Origin of the sequence: Echinicola vietnamensis DSM 17526 (genome assembly GCF_000325705.1) — a bacterium.
GTDB classification, from domain to species: Bacteria; Bacteroidota; Bacteroidia; order Cytophagales; family Cyclobacteriaceae; genus Echinicola; species Echinicola vietnamensis.
In genome coordinates this window covers 4,951,060-4,975,887 of sequence record NC_019904.1, presented here as the reverse complement: position 1 = coordinate 4,975,887, position 24,828 = coordinate 4,951,060, and the positions used below count along the sequence as shown (strand labels likewise).

At 40.1% G+C, this 24,828-nt stretch carries 25 protein-coding genes; 23 read left to right on the top strand and 2 right to left on the bottom strand.

Features of this window, described 5'->3' with window-relative positions; genetic code table 11:
- Nucleotides 1–101: 101 nt before the first annotated feature.
- The 5 genes from ECHVI_RS20235 to ECHVI_RS20220 all read left to right on the top strand — a co-directional run bounded on the left by ECHVI_RS20235 (nt 102) and on the right by ECHVI_RS20220 (nt 4,549).
- A complete protein-coding gene (locus tag ECHVI_RS20235) occupies nt 102–548 on the top strand; it encodes a molybdenum cofactor biosynthesis protein MoaE (RefSeq protein WP_015267891.1) in 447 nt (148 codons plus the stop codon).
- 90 nt (nt 549–638) lie between these two features.
- Entirely contained in the window at nt 639–1,286 is a 648-nt protein-coding gene (locus tag ECHVI_RS20230; RefSeq protein WP_015267890.1) for a nucleotidyltransferase family protein, read from the top strand.
- An 847-nt stretch (nt 1,287–2,133) separates the two neighbouring features.
- The gene (locus ECHVI_RS20225; protein ID WP_342662027.1) at nt 2,134–2,472 is read left to right on the top strand and encodes a JAB domain-containing protein; all 339 of its coding nucleotides are present in this window, start codon (nt 2,134–2,136) and stop codon (nt 2,470–2,472) included.
- 37 nt (nt 2,473–2,509) lie between these two features.
- Complete coding sequence (locus tag ECHVI_RS24275; RefSeq protein ID WP_342662026.1) at nt 2,510–2,647, top strand: JAB domain-containing protein; 138 nt, start codon at nt 2,510–2,512, stop codon at nt 2,645–2,647.
- Between the two features lie 315 nt (nt 2,648–2,962).
- A complete protein-coding gene (locus ECHVI_RS20220) occupies nt 2,963–4,549 on the top strand; it encodes a recombinase family protein (protein ID WP_015267888.1) in 1,587 nt (528 codons plus the stop codon).
- A gap of 33 nt (nt 4,550–4,582) precedes the next feature.
- On the opposite strand, the gene ECHVI_RS20215 is transcribed toward ECHVI_RS20220, so the two are convergent.
- Entirely contained in the window at nt 4,583–5,992 is a 1,410-nt protein-coding gene (locus tag ECHVI_RS20215) for an ATP-binding protein (protein WP_015267887.1), read from the bottom strand.
- A gap of 176 nt (nt 5,993–6,168) precedes the next feature.
- On the opposite strand from ECHVI_RS20215, the gene ECHVI_RS20210 reads away from it, so the two are divergent.
- Complete coding sequence (locus ECHVI_RS20210) at nt 6,169–9,198, top strand: TOTE conflict system archaeo-eukaryotic primase domain-containing protein (RefSeq protein ID WP_015267886.1); 3,030 nt, start codon at nt 6,169–6,171, stop codon at nt 9,196–9,198.
- Nucleotides 9,199–9,752: 554 nt separating this feature from the next.
- Here ECHVI_RS20210 and ECHVI_RS20205 read toward each other — a convergent pair.
- Nucleotides 9,753–10,049: a DUF4372 domain-containing protein gene (locus ECHVI_RS20205; protein WP_041739003.1), complete on the bottom strand. Its 297-nt coding sequence runs from the start codon at nt 10,047–10,049 to the stop codon at nt 9,753–9,755.
- 309 nt (nt 10,050–10,358) lie between these two features.
- Between ECHVI_RS20205 and ECHVI_RS20200 the strand changes: the two genes are divergently transcribed.
- The 17 genes from ECHVI_RS20200 to ECHVI_RS20120 all read left to right on the top strand — a co-directional run bounded on the left by ECHVI_RS20200 (nt 10,359) and on the right by ECHVI_RS20120 (nt 24,827).
- Nucleotides 10,359–10,733 (top strand): ArsR/SmtB family transcription factor, encoded by a 375-nt coding sequence (locus ECHVI_RS20200; RefSeq protein WP_015267885.1) that lies wholly within the window; start codon nt 10,359–10,361, stop codon nt 10,731–10,733.
- On the top strand, nt 10,730–11,632 hold the full coding sequence (merTP, locus tag ECHVI_RS20195; RefSeq protein ID WP_015267884.1) for a mercuric transport protein MerTP: 903 nt from the start codon (nt 10,730–10,732) through the stop codon (nt 11,630–11,632). Before ECHVI_RS20200 ends, merTP begins: the two co-directional genes overlap by 4 nt.
- Nucleotides 11,632–12,267: a class I SAM-dependent methyltransferase gene (locus ECHVI_RS20185; protein WP_015267883.1), complete on the top strand. Its 636-nt coding sequence runs from the start codon at nt 11,632–11,634 to the stop codon at nt 12,265–12,267. Before merTP ends, ECHVI_RS20185 begins: the two co-directional genes overlap by 1 nt.
- Nucleotides 12,268–12,274: 7 nt before the next feature.
- Nucleotides 12,275–12,496: a GDCCVxC domain-containing (seleno)protein gene (locus ECHVI_RS24150; RefSeq protein WP_083892019.1), complete on the top strand. Its 222-nt coding sequence runs from the start codon at nt 12,275–12,277 to the stop codon at nt 12,494–12,496.
- A complete protein-coding gene (locus tag ECHVI_RS20180; protein ID WP_015267882.1) occupies nt 12,493–13,836 on the top strand; it encodes a dihydrolipoyl dehydrogenase family protein in 1,344 nt (447 codons plus the stop codon). The genes ECHVI_RS24150 and ECHVI_RS20180 overlap by 4 nt, the downstream gene beginning before the upstream one ends.
- Nucleotides 13,837–13,912: 76 nt before the next feature.
- Nucleotides 13,913–14,278 (top strand): metal-sensitive transcriptional regulator, encoded by a 366-nt coding sequence (locus ECHVI_RS20175; protein ID WP_015267881.1) that lies wholly within the window; start codon nt 13,913–13,915, stop codon nt 14,276–14,278.
- A gap of 216 nt (nt 14,279–14,494) precedes the next feature.
- On the top strand, nt 14,495–14,764 hold the full coding sequence (locus ECHVI_RS20170; protein WP_015267880.1) for a thioredoxin family protein: 270 nt from the start codon (nt 14,495–14,497) through the stop codon (nt 14,762–14,764).
- Between the two features lie 77 nt (nt 14,765–14,841).
- Entirely contained in the window at nt 14,842–15,168 is a 327-nt protein-coding gene (locus ECHVI_RS20165; protein WP_015267879.1) for a four-helix bundle copper-binding protein, read from the top strand.
- Between the two features lie 88 nt (nt 15,169–15,256).
- Entirely contained in the window at nt 15,257–16,429 is a 1,173-nt protein-coding gene (locus ECHVI_RS20160) for an MFS transporter (protein ID WP_015267878.1), read from the top strand.
- Complete coding sequence (locus ECHVI_RS24325; protein WP_083891991.1) at nt 16,426–16,902, top strand: DoxX family protein; 477 nt, start codon at nt 16,426–16,428, stop codon at nt 16,900–16,902. Before ECHVI_RS20160 ends, ECHVI_RS24325 begins: the two co-directional genes overlap by 4 nt.
- A 47-nt stretch (nt 16,903–16,949) precedes the next feature.
- Nucleotides 16,950–17,300: a heavy-metal-associated domain-containing protein gene (locus ECHVI_RS20150; protein ID WP_015267876.1), complete on the top strand. Its 351-nt coding sequence runs from the start codon at nt 16,950–16,952 to the stop codon at nt 17,298–17,300.
- A 31-nt stretch (nt 17,301–17,331) separates the two neighbouring features.
- The gene (locus tag ECHVI_RS20145) at nt 17,332–17,736 is read left to right on the top strand and encodes a hypothetical protein (RefSeq protein ID WP_015267875.1); all 405 of its coding nucleotides are present in this window, start codon (nt 17,332–17,334) and stop codon (nt 17,734–17,736) included.
- 9 nt (nt 17,737–17,745) lie between these two features.
- Nucleotides 17,746–18,582 (top strand): hypothetical protein, encoded by an 837-nt coding sequence (locus tag ECHVI_RS20140; protein ID WP_041739001.1) that lies wholly within the window; start codon nt 17,746–17,748, stop codon nt 18,580–18,582.
- 18 nt (nt 18,583–18,600) lie between these two features.
- Nucleotides 18,601–19,086, top strand: coding sequence for a heavy-metal-associated domain-containing protein (locus tag ECHVI_RS20135; protein ID WP_015267873.1), 486 nt, complete (start codon nt 18,601–18,603; stop codon nt 19,084–19,086).
- 145 nt (nt 19,087–19,231) lie between these two features.
- Nucleotides 19,232–19,651, top strand: a complete 420-nt coding sequence (locus tag ECHVI_RS20130) for an HYC_CC_PP family protein (protein WP_015267872.1) — start codon at nt 19,232–19,234, stop codon at nt 19,649–19,651.
- 107 nt (nt 19,652–19,758) lie between these two features.
- Entirely contained in the window at nt 19,759–23,583 is a 3,825-nt protein-coding gene (locus ECHVI_RS20125) for an efflux RND transporter permease subunit (RefSeq protein ID WP_015267871.1), read from the top strand.
- On the top strand, nt 23,580–24,827 hold the full coding sequence (locus tag ECHVI_RS20120) for a TolC family protein (RefSeq protein WP_015267870.1): 1,248 nt from the start codon (nt 23,580–23,582) through the stop codon (nt 24,825–24,827). The genes ECHVI_RS20125 and ECHVI_RS20120 overlap by 4 nt, the downstream gene beginning before the upstream one ends.
- The last annotated feature ends 1 nt before the right edge of the window (nt 24,828 follow it).

Below are 24,828 nucleotides of genomic sequence, written 5' to 3'. Positions count from 1 at the left end.
ATGATGAATTTAAAGTGGCCTGGTTGGCCTGGATTGGAGACGGTGCTGTCGCACCACCTTAAAAGGAGCTGACTTTGGGAGAAAAAATAGATAATCAGTAAATGGAAAAAGCCAATAATATCAAAGACATATTTGTTAACGGAGCAATTCCCCCGGATAAAATAGCCAAGTCAATAGCCAATCATGGAGTCAAAACAGCCATAGGGGCACATTCAATATTTTTGGGACAGATCCGGACAGATGAAAATAATGGTAGGAAGGTGGTAGCCATTGAATATACTGCGTATAGAGATATGGCATTGGAGAAGGCAAGGGAAATTAGAGAAGAAACTTTTTCCAAATATGATCTTACCTGCTTACATATTTATCATAGCTTGGGAGAAGTGAATGTGGGCGAGATCTGCTTGTTTGTATTTACGTCCTCCCCTCACCGAAAAGCGGCAATAGCGGCCTGCAATGAATTGGTGGAACGGATCAAATCGGAACTTCCCATTTGGGGCAAAGAAGTATTTGATGACAATAGCGAGCAATGGAAAGTAAATCAGTAGTATAAATGGTATATAGGTGTAGTGCGATTTGCCTGAACTGATTTCCCTGATTATTTTATCGGAGTGTTAACAGGTACTTGAAGATAAATAATGAAAAATAAACAAATAATCAAGTCCGATAAAGAATCCTGTGATGTAAATACCGGGAAGTACGGTATCATTATTTTAGCTGCAGGCAATTCCATCAGGCTTGGAAAGGACAAACAAATGTTAAGGGTCCAAGGGGAAACTTTACTCAAGAGATCCTCAAAAAAAGCCTTGGCCGCAAAACCTGATCAAGTTGTGGTGGTGCTGGGGGAAAAGGCCCATTTACATCAAAAAGAATTACAGGGACTGGATCTTTCCATTGCTCTAAATTCTGGTTCCAGTGAGGGGATTGCTTCTTCTATTAGAATAGGGATAGACCATCTACAAAGCCTTTATCCTGCGATAGAATATGCCATAATAATGCTTTGTGACCAACCCTATGTCACCAGTGGGCATTTGAAGGGCTTAATAGATCTCCAATATCAATCAAAGGCAAAGATTGTCGCCAGCTTTTATGGCGGCCAGAAAGGAGTTCCTGCACTATTTCACAGGAGCTGTTTCCCACGCTTAATGGAATTAAAGGGCAATTCGGGAGCCAAACAATTATTTGCTGATTTTGAAGGTTTAGAAACGTTAGCGCTCTCTAAAGGTGAAGTGGATATAGATACCATGGAAGACTATTTGAATCTTATTGATAGGTTGGGAGTTTAAGGGATCTCTTCTAAAGTGGTTTTGGCTTATGAGCAACGATTTGGTATATGATCTTGATTGCCTTTTCGATACGTCTTCCGTAATTTCTTTTCTGCCAACCGAAATGTTGGGGAAATCAATAATCCAAAAATTCTAAGGGCCATAAAATTGACATCATTTGAGGCTATTGTCCCAATTTAAGTTTTTAATAAAAAAATACGCTTCGCACTTCAGGATCGGCCAATGAAATATAATGGCCAGAGCGACTTTTATATTGAAATTGCTATCCAAAGGAGAGTCCAAAGTAATATTGCCCAACAGGAATAGCTAATGGAATATTGGCATACTAGAGAGCCATACACAGAAAGGGAGTAGGACTGGTGCTTATCTTTGATATTGCTGAAGTTTTATTCAAATTATGGCAATTGGTTGATGAAATCCCATGCTTGATAATTTTTTTAAAATTTGGGCTGAACGGTTAAACCATTCATTTGAGGAGAGGTATCAAATGTGTTTTGGGCAGCCCCTATGGGCCGGGCTATCCGCTGTATCCCGGCAAGGCCGGGGATGCCGCTCCTATCCCTGCTGCATATTCCCAGACTTGATAGTAGGATTTGTCGACAGCCGTTATTTAACCTAACACTCCTCAAATGAAGCATATGATAATTCTTGAAAGGAGAGGGTATTTAATTATTCATTAATCACTGCACAAAGTTCGCTTTTCGGGCTGCCGGGGCAGCCAAGAGTGTCCGGCATAAACACATGCCATTCCCGCATGCCCCTCATTTATTCCGTTGCCACTTGGCCTTGGTTGCCTCAAGCGGGACGGTGCCCATAATTAATTTCTAACCATCAAAAACGAAATGTTATGGACAGCAACAACAAAGACATCGTACCCAACCAAGTAGCAGAAATTGTACTAAGTTACAAGGCCAATTCAAAGGTTTCCCAAAAGCCTCAAATCACTTCTTCTTTGACTGCCAATAGGATTTTAAGGGCCAATTGGGATGAATCAAAAATAGAATTTATAGAAGAATTTAAGGTTATTCTCCTAAATAGGGCTAACCGTGTCCTTGGAATTATCAACGCTTCATCCGGAGGAACCTGTGGTACAGTAGTGGACCTGAAAGTGGTCTTTGCAGCGGCCATGAAGGCGTCAGCATCGGGCCTGATCCTCGCCCATTATGCAAAGTATAATATTATGTAAAGCTTTACATAAGGCACATAACCACCCCTCAGGAACGATGAAGCCCAGTGAACAGGATAAACGCCTCACCGAAAAGATGGTGAAGGCAGGAAAACTATTGGAACTTCCGGTACTTGACCATATCATCCTAACTCCCGAAGGGTATTATTCCTTCGCAGATGATGGAGGGCTGTAAGGCCCTTTTTTTATTGCTGATAATTTAAGTTGATGATAGGTCTAATTAGAAGGGGAATGTCACTTCAAAAATACGCTCATTTTATACCCCAGTAGGGTTAAACTGGTGAATATTTTTAATGAATGTAAATTTAATTAAGCCTCTATCAGAATTATAATATGGTACAACTGAAAGAAAAAAAGAGGCAGGAAAAAATTAATAAGCTGATAAAATTATTGAGGAATGATGGTCAGGAAATCTCATATGCTGATGCTGAACATTTGTTTGACTCTATCCAGTTATTTTGTAAATTGGCTGTAAACCAACTTTTTACCAATGAAAATAGCTGATTTATATGTTAGAGTAAGTACAGACGAGCAGGCTGATAAAGGTTATTCCCAACGTAATCAAGAAGAGGTATTAAAAAGGTATTGCCTTGTTAATGATATAAAGGTAAGGCAGGTTATTTATGAGGACCATAGTGCCAAGACTTTTGATCGGCCTGAGTGGCAAAGACTTTTGACTGATCTTAAAGGAAGAAGGAAAGGAAAAGTAGATCTCATCCTATTTACTAAATGGGATAGGTTTAGCAGAAATGCAGGGGATGCGTATTTTATGATCAATATTCTAAGAGGTCTTAATATTGAGCCTCAAGCAATAGAACAGCCACTTGATTTGGAAATACCTGAGAACAAAATGATGTTGGCTATTTATTTGGCTGCACCAGAAGTCGAAAATGATAGGAGGGCACTCAATATATTTCATGGTATTAGAAGGGCAACCAAAGAAGGTCGGTATTTGAAGAAAGCACCAACAGGGTATATTAATCGGTCGACTGTAACAGGAAAAAAATATATTGCACCAAAAGAACCTGAAGCTAGTCTTGTCATCGAATCATTTGAAAAGGTAGCAGAAGGTACTTTTAATACCGAGAAAATCTATACAGAAATGTTCAAAAAGGGTTTAAGCCTTACAAAATCCAGTTTTTGGAGAATGCTAAGGGATAAACATTATATTGGAAAAATTTTTGTTCCTGCCTATAAGGATGAAGAATCTCACTTCGTTGAGGGGCAACATGAGGCGTTGATATCAGAAAGATTATTTAATAGTGTTCAGGATATTTTGGATGGAAGGGGAAGGAAAAATAAGGTTAAAATAGTTTCCAAGGAACAGTTGCCACTCAGAGGTTTTCTAGAATGCCCTAATTGTGGAAGAGGTTTGACCGGAAGCCCTTCAAAGAGTAAAACAGGGAAGTACTATTATTACTACCATTGTAAATCACCTTGTAGATGTCGTTTTAGAGCTGATTTAGTAAATGAGAAACTGATTGAGATGCTTAATCAGTTTTCAATAAAAGAAGAAAGGCTTAAGTATTTTCAAAAAGAACTAATCGAAATTCTTAATTCAAAATTGAATGATAGAGGAAATGAAAAGAAATCCTTATTGGAAAAAATCGAAAATGAGAGTAATAAGCTAAAAAAAGCAAGGCAGCTTTTGCTGAATGATAAGATTGATAGTGATGATTTTAAAGAAATCAAAAAAGAAGTATCTAATTCAATAGATCGATTAGAGCTTCAATTGGCGAGCGTTCGTGAAAAGCCGAAAAGAAACATCAAAGAGATGATAAAATCCTGTTTAAGGGTAATTTCTAATTTAGGTGATTTATATGCAAAATCTGGCCTAGAAGACAAGCAGAGGCTGTTGAGTTCGACCTTTAGTGAAAAATTGGTGTTTGAAAAAAATAATTATCGAACCCCGAAAGTTAATAAAATGATTAGTCTTATCTATTTGATAGATAGAGGTTTATATATTAAAAAGAACGGCACAAAATCTCAAAATGAGGATTTGTGCCGTCAGGTGGAGCTGATAAGAGAAAATTCGAACCATTTAGGGGATGATATTCGACTGCTTGCGGGTATATAAGATCAGAAAGGGAGTGCTTAAAGTTAGGGCGATTCAACTAAGCATATAATAAGTGGCTCTCCCTTTGCCCTGTTTTTTGATAAGATCTTGGTCCACCATTTCAGTGAGAATTTCGTAAGTTTTTGTGTTTTTTAAGTCCAATAAGATTGTAGCCTCTTTCCTTGAGATTTTTCCTTTTTCAAGTAAGTATAAAAGGATGGTTTGTTTTTCTTTCTCTAATCGTTCGTAATCGTTCGTAATCGTTCGTAATCGTTCGTGATCCGGTTTTGTTGATTGGTCTTGCTCAATACTTTCCTTTGAGGATGCGGTTATTTGTGGTCGAATAAATTCAATGTCAAAATAGTCATTCTTCTCTTGGATTATTGGGGACTGAAGCCCATAGCTTTTACAAGTATTGATGATCCTGTTAATTCCACTACCCCATTGCTCGATCAAACCTAGCTCCTTAAATACATTTGCCAATACTCTGTTTCGAACTTCACTACGACCATTAAAAATATCATCCATGGTAATATTATTGGGCAAGCTACCAGGCGATACAATATTTACAATATCATCATAAATACCCACTTTGATATCCCTGCCTTGGTTAACATAGTCCCGATGAATAATCGCATTAACCAAAGCTTCCCTTAAAGCGACCACGGGGATTTCATATTTTTCATCCCTGTATAGCCCTTTTATTTCGGCTTGGAGGTTGATATGGTTCAATACAAAATTTTGGGCGTTTTCAAGAACCGTAAAAATATCGCCACTATATTCCTTCTTATCGATAAAAGTCTCCATGGTAGTTCCCTTAAACCGGGCGCATTTAATAGTACAGTGAGGAAATTTTCCTAAAATAATCATCAAGGCATTTGAAGGATAGTTTTTGTCGTTAATTGTTTTAATTAGTTTTAAGTTTTCTAGCTTCTCCTTGGTAACAGTCTTTCCCGTTTGTTTGAATTTGTCAAGAAGGGGGGACATGTCAAGCCTGTTAAGCTCCAGGTCGTGATAAACTTCCTCATCATAGCTTATATGATGTTTTTGACGTTCAAGCTCGGCAATTGTAGAGGAATCTGCGAGACGGTTGGTGGCACCAATTCTGACATAGGAACCAACTTCCCTTCCTCTGCTTTTTAAAAAATAAGGTTTTTGATTGCCACGAACTACTTCAATAACTAAGACCAGTTTGTTTTCTATATTTACACTGTAGATATCAGGAATAATCCCAGGGAAACAACTGTCAGAAATAATTGATGCAATCTTATCCTGTATTTCAAATAACATTGAATCATCAATGCCAACAATGCTTAATTGATCATTCACTCCAATGATCAGTTTGCCGCCACTTGTGTTTGAGAAAGCTACTATTGTTTTAGCGATACTTTCATTTTTTGGAAGGCTTTCTTTTAATTCGAGCGTTTTACTTTCTCCTTTTTGAATTTGATCGATTAAGAGCATTTTTCTACTGTGACAGTTATACGGAACTTTTTGGATGGATATAGATAGACAAATTAACCAAAAGCTTAAAGAATAATAAAGTAATCTTGATTTCTTAACTTCCCCTATCGCTTGAAATCTATATTATGTGACATTTTGAAGTCATTGGCAAACAGAAAAGGATATCAAAGAAATTTATGGGGAATTTTGTAATCACTTATTCAGAATCGGATAAACTGGAAATATTCAATGGGCTCTTTAAGGGTAGGTCAGATGTTTTCGCTGTTCGCTGGGAGAAGGGAGCCAAAGCCGGATATATGCCCGCATACCATTATGATCCCTATATGTATCGACGCCATAAACGTAATGGTGGTACATTCAAAACCTACAAGGACAAAAGCTATATCCCGTTAAAAGGCATTGAAGTTCTGAAGCATCTTAATGGAGAACACCATATCGGTATTTACCCTCTTTTACAGGACAATACTTCCTGGTTTATTGCTGCCGATTTTGATGGAAAAAATTGGGAAGGGGAGTGCAAAAAAGTAATGGGGCTGTGTAAATCCAAAAACATTCCTTCATATCTTGAAAGATCAAGATCCGGAAATGGAGGGCATATTTGGATATTTTTCGCGAGCCCTTATCCTGCAAGAAAAAGTAGAAAGCTGCTTGTCCATCTATTAAAGGAATCCCAATCGATTTCTGAATTTGATAAATTTTCCAGTTTTGACCGGCTGTTTCCAAATCAGGATTATCTATCCGGGAAAGGGCTTGGTAATTTAATTGCGCTTCCGCTAAACCAAGCTGTTTTGGAAAAAGGAAATGGTGGTTTCCTGAATGATAATATGGAACCATATCAGGACCAGTGGACTTTCCTGAAATCCGTCAAAAAGATTTCAGTGGACCGATTAGATGCCTTATATGACCAATTAATATTGGTCGCCCATGGATCAAGCCCATCAGATTTCAATACTTCAAAGAAGTTATTGATCAAACTGAGTAACAATATTCGACTCAATAAGTCTGCAATTACAATAGAGTTAACTGATTTTTTAAAGGAAGAACTGAATTTTTCCAATTCAGCCTATTTCGTAAAGAAGAAGGTTGGACGAAGCACCCATGGTACACCATCTCATTTTCGGTTGATTGATGAAACTGAAAATGAGGTTGTCATTCCTAGGGGTATTATGGGTAGGTTGGCGAGGTTTTGTACAGCCCACAACATTCCGTTTGAATTTAAAGATGAAAGAAAACTGCAACAGACAATCTCCTTTAACACCACTTTTAGACTAAGGGAACATCAGGAGAAAACAGTCTGTGCAGCGGAAAAGAAGCAGTTTGGGATAATTGTAGCCCCTCCGGGCACAGGAAAGACAATAATAGGGTTACAGATAATAGCCAATAAGAAACAACCAACACTTATTATCGTCCATCGGAAACAACTTATGGCACAATGGCTGGAAAGGATCCAGTCTTTTATGGGATTGAGGAAGGCTGAGATAGGAAGAATTGGACAAGGGCGTGCTAAAATCGGTAAAAAAGTAACCGTCGCAATGTTCCAAAGTCTGGCCAAGTTTTTGGACAAACCTGAATCAAGTGAATATTATGACGCATTCGGTACGGTCATAATTGATGAATGCCACCACATATCAGCAGAGAGTTTTCGGAACAGCTTGTCCAAGCTCTCTACTTTCTACCTGTATGGGCTGACGGCGACACCATTTAGAAAGGGAAATGACGGGAGGCTCATTTTTATTTATCTGGGTGATGTAATTGCCAGTATTGATCCCAAGGAAACCAAAAACTACCGGCCTGCAACGGTGAAAGTGAGGAAGACCGCCTTGCAAGTACCGTTCAATCCAAAAACTGATAGTTTTGAGACACTTTCAAAGATATTGGTGAACGATTCAGCCAGAAATCAGCTCATCATCAAAGATGTTATAAAAGAGGTGAATGAAGGGGGAAGTGTAGTGATTATTACAGAAAGAAGAGAGCATATCGCTACGTTAAACCACTATTTGAAAGGGGTTTTTGAAGTAATCACTTTGAGTGGGGAAGATAATGAACGTAGCCGCAAGGGGAAATGGGGCCAGATATCCAGAGGAGATTTCCAGGTCTTGATTACTACCGGACAGTTGATGGGGGAAGGTGTGGATTTGAATAACATATCAAGGCTGTTTTTGGTCTATCCTTTTTCTTTCAAGGGCAAACTTATCCAATATATAGGGAGGGTTCAGCGCTCCGAACTGGCTCCTGTGATATATGATTATCGGGATTATTTGGTTGATTATCTTGATCGTTTGTTTTTGAAGAGGAATACCTATTATAGAAAACTTAAGAAAGAAGCCGACTTGTTTATGGATCTAAGCGAATCTGGAGAAATGAGTGCTGTCACCATCGACAAGACAGTTAAAATTGCATTGGACAAACTGGATTTCAGGTATGGTAGCATTGCCTTTAATTATCCCGTGCAAGAACTCAATACAGAAATTGAATTTGAACTTGAAAATGAATACGTCCGTCCTGAGATTGAAGTATTAAAACCCTACTTCTCGAAGTCACTAAAAATGAAATATGCCAATGTGGAGATTTTTGCTGAATTTGAAAATGGAATGTTAGTGACCCAAAGAGCTGAATCCGAAGACTTGGGAAAAATTAATCAAGATACCATTGAGAGTGTCAGGTTTCAGTTTGCCATCGATGAAATTAAAAATGATCCAAATCATCAAAATGACAATAGGGCCACTTCTGATCTTGAAGGTTTAAGAAAATCCAATCAATTTCCCGGCTCTCATTTTACCGAAGAGCAACTGATCAATAACCTAATTGGAGATGAAAAGTATAGGCATTTCAGACAATTGAGGTACTTGGCATCAAAACACGAAGGTTCATTGTTAAAAATAAGGTTTATATTAAAACCTTTTTCATTCGTATTTCTATTAAAAGGTAAGAAATTTCACCATATCATTTTAGAAACCTTGGATACAGAAGAGGCTACCTATATCTGGCACACAGAAATCATGGTTAATGGAGGAGAGATTTCGAAATTGATGGTTTGGAAAAGACTGGATGAAATAGAATCGGACCTTCAGTTTATAAAGGATAAGGGAAGGCAAGCCTTTATTCTAAGCTCCCCGGAAAGTTTCAGTAGGTTAAATCATGATTATTCGGATCCAAGAAAGGGATATATCCTTTGGAAGGTGCAATTGGAAGAACGGTTGATTTAGATGTGTTTGATATTTAGCTTTAAAAAAGAGTTTGGTGGATAAATTCAAAAAAAAAATATTGGAATTTTCAGTGAAATTTATTTGAAATTTGGTTCGATTCCTATTAGCTAAGCCAATGAGATTTATCGAACCATTTGTTAAATCATATGATTTTTGAAGGTTGTTGTCAGTATTTTGATTTTTGATGGAATTGGTTTTTGGAAATTCATTTTTCGAATTAAAAGCTTATTATATAGATGAAAACGATTTTTGTTGCTTGGTTTATGTAATATAAATAAAAAACGAGGCGGAAATTCACCTCGTTTCTGTGTTGTGGAGCTGGTAAGAGAAAACTCGAACCACTTAGTGGAGGATTTAAGGCTTTTGGCGGATATATGAAATCAGAAAGGATGATCAAAGTTAGGGTAGTCATCTAAGAGCATAATAAGTGGCTCTTCCTTTTCCCTGTTTTTTGATAAGGTTTTGCCTCACCATTTCAGTGAGAATTTCGTAGGTTTTTGTGTTTTTTAACTACCAATAAGAGAGCAGCCTCTTTCCTTGAGATTTTTCCTTTTTCAAGTAAGTATAAAAGGATAGTCCCTGTCCTGATTGGCTCTTGCCAAAGACGATTTGGAGACGTTCTTCCCCACCCCTAAATGATAGCATTTGGAATGATGTGCATCAAGAGCGGCGATCAAATCTCTTAGACTTTCACGATTGGAGAGCTGGCCGAACATCATGCACAGTAGTTGATTCCAACAGTTGAAATGCTTCACATATTTGTCGCCATTATACCTGGCGACGATACGAATGAACTTACTCCGATTAAGAAATGAGATCAATTGGGCGAAAACGTATTTATCTTGAAACATATACCATCAGGTTAAACTGATACAAAGCTATAGTTTCAAGTCCGTTCGCTTTAGAAACCTCTGCAACTAACTCTATTTCAGACGTTTCAAAGAACTATTTTAGATTTTAATGGGACAGTACTGGTTATTGATATGTAATTAGTATTGCTTAAAAAAAAATTGTAGTATAAAGTAGTTGTTTGTGATTTCTTTGGGCTATGTATAGTATGTAGATGGAACTTTCTAACGAAACAGATGGAAATCATCTATGTGTTTAAACTTTTAATATCCATCTTCGTTATTTAAGTAGTTGCTTAAATAAGAACAGTTATGAATAAATCATGTATCCGGGTTTTCGCAGACGTTGAGCAGATCAAACATTGCAAAGTAGAAATTACCAGAGTAGCGCCATCAATAACTATGGTAGCTAAGGCATTGAGCCTGTCGGGCAATGAAATCCGGCTTAAAATCCTTTTTCTACTCCACAAGGAATCCAAGCTATGTCCCTGTGACATGAGTGACATTTTAGATATGACTGTACCTGCAATTTCTCAGCATTTGAAAAAGCTGCGTGAGGGCGGACTAGTGGTGAGTGAAAAAGTAGGACAAACCATATTCTATTCACTTAAAATGGAAAACCTGAAAGTAATTGCTCCAATTTTAGACAGCCTCGTATCGACAGATCAAAAATCTACAGTGTCATGAATACCAGTAACCAACATTCCAAACAGGCAGATTTTTCTACCAAGAGCGCAAGTGCCGGATTGCTGGCTGCTATTGTAGCTTCGCTATGTTGCATCACGCCAGTAATTTCGTTTCTTGCCGGAATTAGTGGCATTGCCTCCACCTTATCCTGGATGGAGCCTTTCAGGCCGTACTTAATTATGCTGACAATTGGGGTGTTAGCTTTCGCCTGGTATCAAAAACTCAGACCCAGAACAGCTGAAGAAATTACTTGTGCCTGTGAGGATGACCAAAAACCATCGTTCTGGCAGTCAAAAAAGTTTTTGGGAATAGTTACAGTGTTTGCTACTCTTACGCTCGCATTCCCTTCCTATTCACATATATTCTATCCCAACAGCACCAGTTCAGGAGTTGTAGCTGATCAGGATCAGACCCAAATCAAATTAGCTGACTTTAAGATCAAGGGCATGACCTGCACAGGCTGTGAAGAGCACGTTAAACATGCAGTATCAGGTCTGAATGGAGTTTTAGAAACGACTGCGTCGCATAAAAACGCTAATGCACAAGTAAAATACAATGCATCATTAGTTGATGTAAACAAAATTATTGAGGCAATTAACAGCACGGGATATACGGTCACTGAATCCAAAGTAAGTGACTGGAATGCTGAAAACGCACTGTTTCAATCTACTACTTTTAATACCATAAAACTATCTGTAAAAGGAATGACCTGTTCGGGTTGTGAATCCCACATAACCCATGCAGTAGGCGAACTTGATGGAGTTGAAGTGGTGAAAGCATCATACGAAAAGGGTAGTACCATAGTAAAGTATGATCCAAGCCAAGTGCGAAAAGACAAAATTGTAGAGGCGATCAATAAAACCGGTTACAAAGTAGTAGAAAACAAAATTCAGGAATAATGGGAAGTTTTGACAGGCAAAAACATTGGGAGAACATTTATCAATCAAAACGATTGGAAGAAGTAAGCTGGTATCAACCAACCCCTAAAACCTCTTTGAGTTTCTTAAAGCAGTTTAATATACCTAAACATGCTAAAATCATAGATGTTGGTGGAGGGGACAGTTTACTGGTAGATCATCTGATTGACTTGGGGTATCTGAACATTACTGTTCTCGATATTTCTGAATCAGCACTTAAGCGAGCAAGGCAAAGACTTGGTAATCGTGCCAATAAAGTGAAATGGATAGTGGCAGATGCGGAAACTTTTGTAGCAACAGAACAATATGACTTCTGGCATGATCGTGCGGCCTTCCATTTTCTAACTGAAGAACAAGAAATTGAAACCTATTTAGAAAATGCCCAAAGAAGTATAAAGCCAGAAGGAATACTCATGCTGGGCACCTTTTCAGAAGAAGGCCCACAGAAGTGCAGTGGGATTAAAATCAAACAATACTCAGAATCAACTATGACAGCTCTTCTTCAGAGGTTTTTTGAGAAGTTAAAATGCAAATCGGTTAATCATAAAACTCCCTTTGAGACAATTCAACAGTTCACTTTTTGTAGTTTCAGAAAGTTACAAATTGACCTTATTTAATATTGAAATGGAGAAAGAAATCATTTTACAATCAACTATTACATGTCCAAACTGTGGGCATCAAAAAGAAGAGACCATGCCTAAGGATGCATGCCAGTACTTCTACGAGTGTGAAAATTGCCAAGAAGTAATCAAGCCCAAAGATGGTGATTGCTGTGTGTATTGCTCTTATGGGACAGTCGCCTGTCCTCCGATTCAGGAAGGTGGAAAAAATAGTTGCTGCTCATGAAAAAATATGATGTCATCGTCATCGGATCCGGTATGGCCGGAATGACCATCGCCAATAAATGTGCTAAGAAAGGATTAAAAACAGCTATCACCGACTCACGACCTTATGGTGGAACTTGTGCCCTTCGTGGTTGTGATCCTAAGAAAATTCTGGTGGGAGCGGCCGAAATCATTGGTAGAGTTGATAAAATGAGCGGAATAGGCATCTCAGGGGATATTTCGATTAATTGGGAAGACTTAATGGCTTACAAAAACGATTTTGTTTCTAAAATGCCCAAAGGCGTTGAGAAAGGATATGAAAAAGCAGGTGTGAAGAAGTACCACGGAGTAGCCAGCTTCGAATCTGAAAACACTGTCCGTATTGGGAATGATCTACTGGAAGGTGGTAAAATCGTGATTGCCACAGGTGCCAGACCAGTGACTCTTGATATTACCGGTGGAGATTTGCCCATCGACAGTACCGATTTTCTAAACTTGGAAAAGCTTCCTGAACATATCACTTTTGTTGGAGGTGGTTATATTGCGATGGAGTTTGCCCACCTTGCTGCTCGAGCGGGCAGTAAGATTACTATCTTCCATCGTGGTGAGCGTCCACTGGAAAATTTTGATGAGCATATCGTAAAACATCTTGTTAAGGCCACCAAAGATTTAGGTATTCTCTTACATGTTGAAACTGAGGTAATTGGTATTGAAAAAGATGGTGATCAGTTTATAGTCTTCACAAAATCTTCAAATGGTGAGCAAACACATCACACTGACCTTTTAGTAAATGCGGCAGGCCGAGTACCAGAGTTGGATGGAATGAATCTGGAAAAAGCCAGTATTGCTTACAACAAAAAAGGCATTGAGGTAAATGAATATCTGCAAAGTGAGAGTAACCCTACAGTATATGCAGCAGGTGATGCAGCTAATAGTAATGGGCTAAACCTCACGCCTGTAGCCGTAATGGAAGGACATGCTGTGGCGGCTAACATTATCAGAGGAAATTCTAAAGTGCCTGACTATACAGAAATGCCTAGTGCAGTATTCACCCTACCCACTTTAGCAGCAGTAGGTATGACAGAAAAGCAGGCAAAGGAGTTAGATGTAGAATACCAGGTAAAAAGTGCTTCTGCCTCCAACTGGTATAATGCCAAACGGATTAATGAATCCACTTATGCCTACAAAGTGATTTCGCATAAAGATGGCCACATTTTAGGCGCTCATATCATCGGCCCGCATGCGGAAGAAATGATCAATCTTTTTGCGATGGCTATTCGAGGAAAACTCAAAGTAGCTGACATAAGGAACATGGTCTATTCCTATCCCTCTATGGGTTCGGATATCGGGTCTATGGTTTAATTGAATTCAAAAACATAAACAATTCGTTGTTCACCACCCCGTGCAGAAACGTAGCTTTAATAAAATGTGAAAAATTATGATACCCAAAGACCTAACAAAAGATATAAAGACACGCTTACAAAGCATCAAAGGCCAGGTGGATGGCTTGATAAAAATGTTGGATGAAGGAAAAGATCCGGAAAAAATTTTGCTACAGTTCAAAGCAGCACAAAAAGGGTTGGACAAAGCCCATTATTTATTATTGGATGAAGCTTACCGGAAAGCTCTTGCCATTAAGATTTCAGAAACCGTTGAAGCCTGCCCGGGTAATTGCGGGAATGAAGAACGAATCGAATTTATCCGCCAGCAGTTTCCTATCCTGGAACTGGATAGCCTTACTCAAAAAATGAAGGAAATAGCCGAGCTAAAGAAACGAATAGGCAATGCAAATATCGACTCATAAGCCGTTGCTCTATATTGCAAGTGCCGGATTTACCTTCAGTATGATCTGGTAAAACTTCCATTTTTCACCAGCACTTTACCTATCTCCGGAAAAATAAATCAAATTTTCTGGCTTCTTACTCTTGCCGACCACCCCCTCCCTTAGCTTACCTTTGAATTGTTCTTATCCGGAAAGAATCTCAAATCATTTTACAGAACAATTCAAAAGGAGGAATTTATGAAAAGACAAGTAGAAATATTTACGTCTAATTGCCCAGTTTGTGATCCGGTGGTCAGTATGGTAAAAGACTTAGCCTGTGATCAATGTGAAATAACAGTCTATGATCTGGTAAAGCAATGTGAAGACAAAACCTGTCTGAGCAAACTGAAAGAATACCAGATTAAAAAAGTGCCGGCCATAGCAGTCAATGGCAAATTGCTGGACTGTTGCCAGGATCAGGGTATAACCAAAGAAGAACTGATCAAAGCGGGTATCGGCCAGGGATAAAACAATAAGGCACGGCTTATTCATAAAATTTTCTCTGTAGCCGTGCCTGCAGGGAAAGCTTTTAAACCAACAAAGTTATGAAACCATTGAACAACGAAATTCAACAATGTATTGACGAGTGTAATGCCTGTATCACCGCTGCGCGCATCTGTCTGGACCAGCATATGGGTGAACCCGATATGAAAAAATGCCATCAGCTTTGTCTGGATTGCATTGCCCTTTGTACTGCTTGTGTCCAAATGCTGGCATCTCAGTCGGATTATGTAAACAGGGTTTGCGCCATTTGTGCCGATCTCTGTAAAGCCTGTGCAGAAGAGTGCAGCAAGTTTGACAGTGAGGTGTGCAAGCAGTGTGCAGAGAAATGCAAAGCTTGCGCAGAAAGTTGCGCTAAAATGGCGGCATAATAATTTAGATTATTTTATAAAAGGTCAATTATGCGAGGCAGAATTGACCTTTTATATCTTTAGACAGTCTTTAGACTAAAAAGATTTAATGAAACAAATTTACAGATCAAAAGCATTCTGGTTGCTGGCATTAGCTGCTTCTTTGATATTTTTTCAGGCCTATATGATAGCCCCTTTGATCCCCAAGCTGTCAGAAGTATTTGGGGTAACGGAGCAATACATAGGGCTGGTCATTCCTGCTTATATGATTACCTATGGTATTTCCATTCTTTTTTATGGGGTTCTTTCTGATCGTTTTGGAAGGATGCGGATAATTCGGTTTTCACTACTGGCATTTATACTGTTGACAGCACTTACTGCTTTGGCCCAAACATCTTCACAATTGATTATGCTCAGACTTTTTACTGGCCTTGGTGCAAGCGGAGTTATCCCCATGGCGCTGGCGCTGGTTGGGGATTTATATGAGCCCCATGAGAGAGGTAAACCTCTAGGTTTGCTATTTGCAGCTATGGAAGGGGGTATGGCGCTAGGTTCTACCGCAGGAGTTGTGCTGGAGCCCTTTATCGGATGGCGGATGCTTTTCTTAGGGATTGCAATCTTAGGAGCCATAATATTATGGTTTATCTCATTCCAAATTGATTTTAAATCCCAAAAACCTGAATTAAATAAACCAAATGTACGGCAGGTTTTTTCAAAATTCTTCCATTTGCTTTCAATGTCAAGAGGGGCAAAAACTTACAGTTCTGTTTTTTGGAATGGAATATTCCATTCAGGCATCTATACCTGGCTTGGATACTATTTCTCTGTAAAATATATCTTAGGAGAAATAGGTATTGGTTTGGCTATTCTGGGCTATGGGGTTCCGGGATTTCTTTTTGGTTCCAGTATCGGAAGGGCCGCAGATAGGTGGGGCCGGTTTCGGCTTATTATACCTGGGCTAGGCATTGCGGCTTTGGCCACTGCTCTATTGGCTACCAATATATCAGTAATATTGGCAGCCATTGCTGTTACAGTGATTTCATTAGGATATGACTTAACCCAACCTCTCTTTGCCGGAATTGTAACGGAGTTAGGGGGCAAGAAATATGGAGGGCAAGCAATGGGACTAAATGTCTTTGCCCTGTTTACAGGTTTTGGAGTTGGGAGTCTCATATTTGGAGAAGTCTTATCGATTGGTTTGGAAAACGCATTTTTGATATTCGCAGCATTGCAGGGTTTGATGATGCTGTTTGCCATTCGAATGTTTAAAGCTGAAAAGTGAAATTACTATCAGATACAATACCTGTATACCTGAGGAATAGAACCAATACTATTCTCAGAATCAGTATTGGAGCAATATTCTTCTGGTTTGGCGTAGTTAAATTTTTCCCCGGGGTAAGTCCTGCAGAAAGTCTGGCTGCTGGCACCATTTGTTCTCTTACATTCCATGTAATTTCTCCACCTGCATGTACCATTGTGCTGGCAGTTTTTGAAAGTCTCCTTGGTATATTATTGATTATAGGAAATTTTTTAAAACCTGTATTGATCTTACTATTTCTGCACATGCTGGGTACAATGCTCACCTTTTTTATTTTTCCTGATTTAATGTTTGCCAAGTTTCCTTTTATACTGACAATGGAAGGCCAATATGTTATGAAAAATATTATCACTCTGGCTAGTGTTCTACTTCTTTGGTCCAGAGACTCAGATCAAAAAAATATTTCAAAAAGGCCTAGGAGACCACCCCCCTCATAAATCTACTTTTGAGAATGAATTTAAAAAGGAGTTAAATCATGAGAAAAATGATCAAGAAAACAGTTTTAGTATTTACGTTTTGTTTAGGAGCCTTACTCATTGCTAATGGAGCAAGGGCACAGTCCCAAGAAAAAGAAAAAGCACCGAAAATGGAACAAATGGAAAAAAACACTACCAAGCTTGAATTGAAAGTAGAAGGCATGAGTTGCCAGGCAGGATGTGCCAATGGCATTGATAATATGCTCAAAGAACAGAAAGGTATTCTTAGCAGTGAAACCCTCTTTGATAAAAGTTCATCAGTAATCAGGTATGACAGTAGGGTAATTTCTGAAAAGGACATTATTGCCCTTATTGAAGACAGGGGGTTTAAGGTCAAAAAGAAAACAGATAAGAAATAAACTTAGTAGCAAAGAACTTTAAGAGTTAATCATGCAAAAATTGATAAAGCTAAAAGACGATTTCGTCAGCATAGCGTCCTTGTTTACTTCGGTATCTACCTTGTTGTGCTGTGCCTTGCCATCATTGCTGGTAGCTGTGGGTATGGGGGCGGTTGTGGCCGGGTTGGTATCAGATTTTCCCGCACTGATATGGTTAAGTAAGTATAAACATTGGACATTTTTGGGTGCAGGATTACTAATAGGGTTCAATTTCTGGTTGTTCTATGGACGTAAGCAAGATCAGGCTTGTGAAATAGATGAATACGGAAATGAAACGGCCTGCAATACAGCCGCCCGGTGGAGTAAGGTTATCCTTTGGATATCTTTTGGGCTTTACGTAGTTGGCTTATTCTCTGCTTACTTGCTGCTTCCACTTCAACAATTTTTAGCAATTTAAAAAGTAAAGATGAAACAAACGATAATAATTATAATAGTTGCCATGATGGCACTTTCAAAAACCTACGCTCAAGGACATGGGCCACTCTTCGGACTACAAACGCCAACCTTAGCCAAGGGAGGAGTAGATTTTAATGCTGCTGCCATGAGTCTGGCCACTAAAGATGATCAGTCTTTCATGCTCAGGTATATTTGGTCTTATGGCGTTACAGAAGACCTACAGTTAAACATCACTACCCCGACATTGATCAACCGGCTTTCAGAAGCACCCAGAACTAGAGGAAACAGCAACATGCCCGCCAATGGGGATATTGAAGCTTCGGTCTGGTATCGTTTTTTTTCCAATGCATTTGGCGTGGGGAAAAGATTTGAATCTACTGCCATATTAAGTGTTTCTACACCCACTGAGGATACAAGGGGAGGTATCAATGTAAGCAACTCCCTGCATGGGGCTATCTCTACCGGGTATGCTTCCCGTACCTGGTACGCATGGGTAGGTGGCGGCTATCAATATTACTTAGAAGAGTCAAATGACCAGTTGGGCGATTTGCCTTATGCGAGTCTGGTGGTTGGCTATCGTCCCAACATATTCATGGGAGACTATCCAAAACCCGACTGGAGGGTATTTGTGGAATCGCTGGCTGAGTTTCCGGGTGCAAGCGTGAATGCGGGCCAGATTTCTCCCATTGATCAAAGAGGAAAGAAAGTAATGCTTGGGCCTTCCTTTCTTGGTCTTTATGGTGCCTGGGGAATATCCTTCGGGGCTTTATTTCCGGTCTATCAGGATATCGTGCAAGGCCCTCAAGAGCGATATAGGCTTTCAATGAATATAAGTTATTGGTTGTAACATTTAATAAAAAGAAATATGAAAAAGATAGGAATTATATTAGTAATAAGCATTTTCAGCTTTGGCAGTGCAATGGCACAGCTGGTCAAAGTAGATCAGGAGGTATTTGGAATGGATTGTGCCCCTTGCGCCTATGGCCTGGAACGTGGGCTCAAGAAAATGGGTGGACTGGGAAGCATAAAAGTAAGCCTCAATGATGGGAAAGCCTACCTCACGCTATCACCGGATAATAAGCTGACATTGCAAAAGATTCAGGAAGAAGTAAAGAATAATGGATTTTCTGCTCGCAGGGCTGAGGTAGTTTTAACCGGTGAGCTGTGCAAGAGTGAAGGCACTTGGCAAATAAAGGTCAATGACGAAACCTTCCAAGTTACCTCTGATACTACCCGGGAAATAATCAGGTCTTTAAATCCTGGAATAATAAAAGCCAGGCTTTTAATTAAGGATAAATCAGACAGAGAATTAAGTGGTACGTGGGAGGCTCGAATAGAGGAAATTATGTGATTTTTTCCCATTTATTGGTCAGGCTTCTTTGATGTTAGTACAAAAACTTATAATATTAAACCAAAATTCTATAAGTGTAATCAGCCCGAAATTTTGGATAATTGTGGGAAGAAATTAAACTAACTATTTTCTTAACGGTAATTAGGTGAAAAAAGCAGTTTCCATATTCTTACTGATTGTGATGCTTTTGAGTAACATTGGGGTTACTTGGGCCACCCATCTATGTTGTGGAATTGCGGTTAAATCTGCCCTGATGCTTGGAAATGGGGAGTTGGATTGCGGCATGAATCATTCAGAATTGGATAATACTGATGACTCATTTGCGGAGAGGACGGTTGTTAAAGATAAGTGCTGTGATAACCATTACACTACTATCGAATCTGATGAAGCCATATTCAGCAAGACGTCCCTTAATTCGATCAATGTTGATTTTTTTATCCCTTTTGTTTACAGTTATTTAGGTATTGATCCTTTTAATCAGGATCACTCTACCGTTTACACCGATTATTCCCCTCCTTTGTTGAAGCAAGACCGGCAGGTAATGTTTCAATCCTTTCTAATTTAAATCGCATAATTTGGTTTTTGTGGTGCATTAGGGATAACCTTAATGCTAAATCCCCTATTTGAGGGGTTAATAATTTTTGGGAGTTTATTCCTTAAAAAAATCGAATTATGCTAAATAAAATAATTAGGTACTTCCTTGATAACAAGTTAGTTACCGTGCTTGTATTGTCAGGATTTATAGTTTGGGGTATCGTTACCGCTCCGTTTGGCTGGAAGATGGGGATCTTGCCATCTGATCCGGTACCAGTAGATGCCATTCCTGATATCGGTGAGAACCAGCAGATTGTGTTTACCCAGTGGCAAGGCCGGTCTCCGCAGGATATTGAAGACCAGATTTCTTATCCTCTGACGACTTACCTGCTAGGTATTCCAGGGGTGAAATCCATACGCAGTTCATCTATATTTGGTTTCTCCAGTATTTTCATCATTTTCAATGAAGATGTAGAGTTCTACTGGTCCCGCTCACGTATTCTTGAAAAGCTCAATGCGCTTCCTTCAGGCCTGTTGCCTGAGGGGGTACAACCGGCTCTGGGGCCCGATGCTACGGCCTTGGGACAGGTGTACTGGTACACGATAGAGGGCCGTGATAAAGAAGGAAATCCTACCGGAGGCTGGGATTTACACGAAATCCGTACTGTACAGGACTTCTACGTCAAGTACGGACTGAATGCAACTGAGGGAGTCTCTGAAGTGGCATCTATAGGCGGATTTGTGCAGGAATACCAAATAGATGTCAACCCTGACGCCCTTAAGGCTTATGAAATACCCTTGCATAAAGTTATGCAGGCGGTACAGCGGTCCAATAAGGATGTAGGGGCCAAAACCATTGAGATCAATCAGGCTGAGTACCTGGTTAGAGGACTAGGTTACATCAAGCAGGTAGAAGACCTGGAAAAAGCCGTGGTGGCGGTGCAGGATAATGTACCCATAAGGATAAAGGATGTCGGTGTAGCTACTTTAGGACCTGCCACCCGAAGAGGGCTGTTGGATAAAGATGGTGCCGAAGTAGTGGGGGGCGTTGTGGTAGCCCGTTACGGTGCAAATCCATTGGAAGTCATTAATAATGTAAAGGATAAGATTAAGGAAATTGCTCCCGGACTGCCGAAAAAAACGTTGGCAGACGGAAGGGAGAGCCAGCTAACCATCGTACCCTTTTACGACCGTTCAGAACTCATCTATGAAACATTGGGAACTTTGGAAGAAGCCCTGTCATTGGAAATTCTTATCTCCATTCTTGTAGTTATCGTGATGGTTTACAACCTGCGGGCATCATTGCTTATTTCAAGCATTCTGCCTATTGCCGTGTTGATGGTATTTATTGCCATGCGGTATTTTGGGGTAGATGCCAATATTGTAGCATTATCAGGGATTGCCATTGCTATTGGTACTATGGTGGATCTGGGAATTATACTTTCTGAAAACATCATTAAACACATGGATGAGGCCCCTCCTGGCCAACAACTCAAGGAGACCATTTATAATGGCTCTACTGAAGTCGCTACTGCAATACTTACGGCGGTATCTACCACGATAGTGAGTTTTATTCCGGTATTTACCATGCAGGCAGCGGAGGGGAAATTATTCGGTCCTTTGGCCTTTACCAAAACATTTGCCCTGATTGCTGCCTTGATCGTTTCATTGATCATATTGCCAACACTCGCACATTGGTTTTTTGGGGCCAGGATAAAGAACAAGGCCCTAGCAAGAGGTGTAAATATAGGATTAATGCTGATCGGGGTTCTAGCCATTATACTTGGCCACTATTGGGGAGGCATTGTACTGGCCCTTTATGGCCTGTCCGGTATCCTAAAAAACAAGTACCATGAAACGCACAAGGATTCTGGAAAATGGTATGTGAAAATTGTCCGAAAAGCGGATCTTATCATTGCTGTGCTGGGAATAACCTGGTTACTGGCCAGATATTGGCTGCCACTTGGAGCAGGTAAAAGTCTGTTGCTTAATGTAATTTTTGTGGGCCTTCTGCTAGGGCTTATTTTAGGCTCCTTTTCTGTTTTGGAATATTACTATAAAGTAATTCTGAAATGGTGTTTGGACAATAAAGTCAAATTTCTATTAATACCTTCCTTCCTGATACTGGTAGGGGCCAATGTATGGTTGGGTTTTAATGCGGTTTTTGGTTTTGCCGCAAAAGGGTTTGATGCTTTAGGCTGGGATATTAAGACCACCAAAATCTGGTCAGGCTTAACGCATAGCTTCCCTGGTGTAGGAAAGGAGTTTATGCCTTCCCTTGATGAAGGAAGTTTTCTGCTAATGCCAACCTCCATGCCGCATTCCGGTGTAGAATTTAACCGCAAGGTCGTAGGACAGCTGGATATGTTGCTGACTAATATTCCTGAGGTGGACCTCACGGTGGGAAAACTTGGACGTGTAGAGTCTGCCCTGGATCCTGCACCTATTTCAATGTATGAAAATATCATCAATTATAAACCGGAGTATATGCTCAATGCAAAAGGGCACCGGGTAAGGTTTAAAGTGGATAAGGAAGACCGTTTTATCCTTGATAGCGGCGATAGTCTTACTAATGATGAGGCTATAGACCGGGGGATTACCGTGGAGGAACTTATACCTGATGATAATGGGAATTATTTCCGAAACTGGAGGCCTCAGATAAAATCCCCGGATGACATTTGGAATGAAATTGTGAAGGTTACCAAAATACCGGGAGTTACTTCTGCGCCTAAACTACAACCCATTGAAACCAGACTGGTCATGCTTCAAACAGGCATGCGTGCTCCAATGGGGATCAAAGTATACGGTCCCGATCTTAAAACCATTGAGGATTTTGGGCTTCGGTTGGAAGAAATACTCAAAAATGTTCCTTCTGTAAAGGCAGAAGCTGCATTTGCAGACCGGATTGTGGGTAAGCCTTATCTTCATTTAAATATTAACCGGGATGAGATTTCACGCTATGGATTGAATGTTGAAGACGTACAACAGACCGTTGAAACGGCCATAGGGGGGATGAAAATTACTTCTACGGTAGAAGGGCGTGAGCGCTTTCCAGTCAGAGTCCGCTATCCCAGGGAGCTTCGGGACGATCCCGAATCACTGGGTAAAATCCTGTTGCCTACACCAACTGGGGCGCAAATACCGATCAGTCAAGTAGTGGACTTTGAATATGTACGCGGACCACAGGCGATCAAGAGTGAAGAGACCTTTTTGGTAGGTTATGTACTGTTTGATAAAAGAGATGGGTATTCTGAAGTTGGGGTAGTCAATGACGCACAGGCGGCTATTCAGGCGAGTATAGATGAAGGGGACCTAATTGTTCCCTCAGGAATCAGCTATAAGTTTTCCGGAAGCTATGAAAATCAGGTAAGGGCAGAAAAAAGGCTTTCCATCATTGTGCCATTGGTTCTGGGGATTGTCTTTCTCATACTCTATTTCCAGTTTAAATCGGTTTCTACTTCCCTAATGGTATTTTCCGGTATTGCGATGGCTTTTAGTGGCGGATTTATTATGCTTTGGTTATATGGACAAGACTGGTTTGTCAACTTTTCCCTGTTCGGCACTAATATGCGAGACCTCTTTCAGATGCACACCATCAACTTGAGTGTGGCCGTTTGGGTGGGCTTTATAGCTCTTTTTGGCATCGCTACGGACGATGGGGTACTTATTGCCACCTATTTGGACCAGAGCTTTGAAAGAAACCGTCCTGAAAATTTGAACCAAGTCAGAGAAGCTGTTGTGGAAGCTGGCTTGAGAAGAATACGTCCGGCCCTGATGACTGTTTCGACTACCATGATAGCCCTGCTGCCCGTACTCACTTCTACGGGACGTGGTTCAGATATTATGATTCCAATGGCCATCCCTTCATTTGGAGGAATGGCGTTTGCCCTGGTGAGCATTTTCATTGTTCCAGTGCTTTACAGCATGAGAGAAGAAAGGAAAATAAAAAAGACACGATCATGAAAGTAATTATAAATGTCCTCATCCTTCTATTTCTCGGGAGCGGAATAGGCTTTGCACAGGCTCCTGAGGATTATTTTGAAATAGCGGCCAAGAATAATCCTGGTCTACAGGCAAAATACGCGGCTTTTGAAGCAGCCATCCAGAAAGTGGAGCAGGTAAATACCTTGTCTGATCCTAGTTTCTCTTTTGGCTATTTCATATCGCCTGTGGAAACCAGGGTGGGACCTCAAAGGGCCAGGTTTTCTTTAACACAGATGTTTCCCTGGTTTGGTACATTGAAAGCACAGGGTAATGCTGCAGCTTTGATGGCTGAAGCTAAATACCAGTCTTTTCTGGATGCCAGGAACCTATTGTATTATCAGGTGGAGGCAGCCTATTATCCGCTTTATGAACTCAATCAATGGAAAGAGATTGAACGTGAGAATATAGAAATTCTGGAATCCTATAAGACCATTGCCAACAAGAAATTTGAAAATGGTACGGGTACTATGGTCGATGTGCTAAGAGTGGATATCATGTTGAAAGATGCCGTGACCAATCTGAGTATTCTGGAAGATAAGGAAAAACCGCTGGTGACAAGGTTTAATAAACTGCTTAACAGAAAGGAAGATGCATTGATTACTGTCCGGGATTCCCTTATAATTCAACCTTTACCAACAACCTTCAGGAAGGACTCTTTGTTGCTGAACAACCCTGTACTGGAAGAACTGGATTTAAAAATTGCATCCAGTGAGGCAAGTGAAGAGGTAGCACATAAGCAAGGGCTTCCAAAATTCGGGTTAGGACTGGATTATGTAATGATCGGAGAGCGTACCGATCTGGCTTCTGGCATGGCTGCTCCACACGACAATGGCAAAAATGCCCTAATGCCGATGGTATCTGTAAGCATTCCCCTTTTCAGAGGTAAATACAAAGCAGCGGTGAAAGAGGCGAAACTCATACAAAAGAGCTATGCACTCCAAAAGGAAGACTATGCCAATACACTCACTTCCGGCTATGATATGGCCTGGTTTGAGATGCAACAGCAACAAGAATTACTTGCCTTATACGGTCAACAAATTCAGGAAACCGATCAAGCACTCAACCTGCTTTTTACCGCTTATGGTAATTCAGGAAAGGAATTTGAAGAAGTGCTGCGTATGCAACAGCAGCTGCTCAAATATGAAAAGATGAAAGCTACGGCAGAAATCCAGTTTCACATTGCCTTAGCCAAACTACATTACTTAACTGCAAAAAACTACTAAG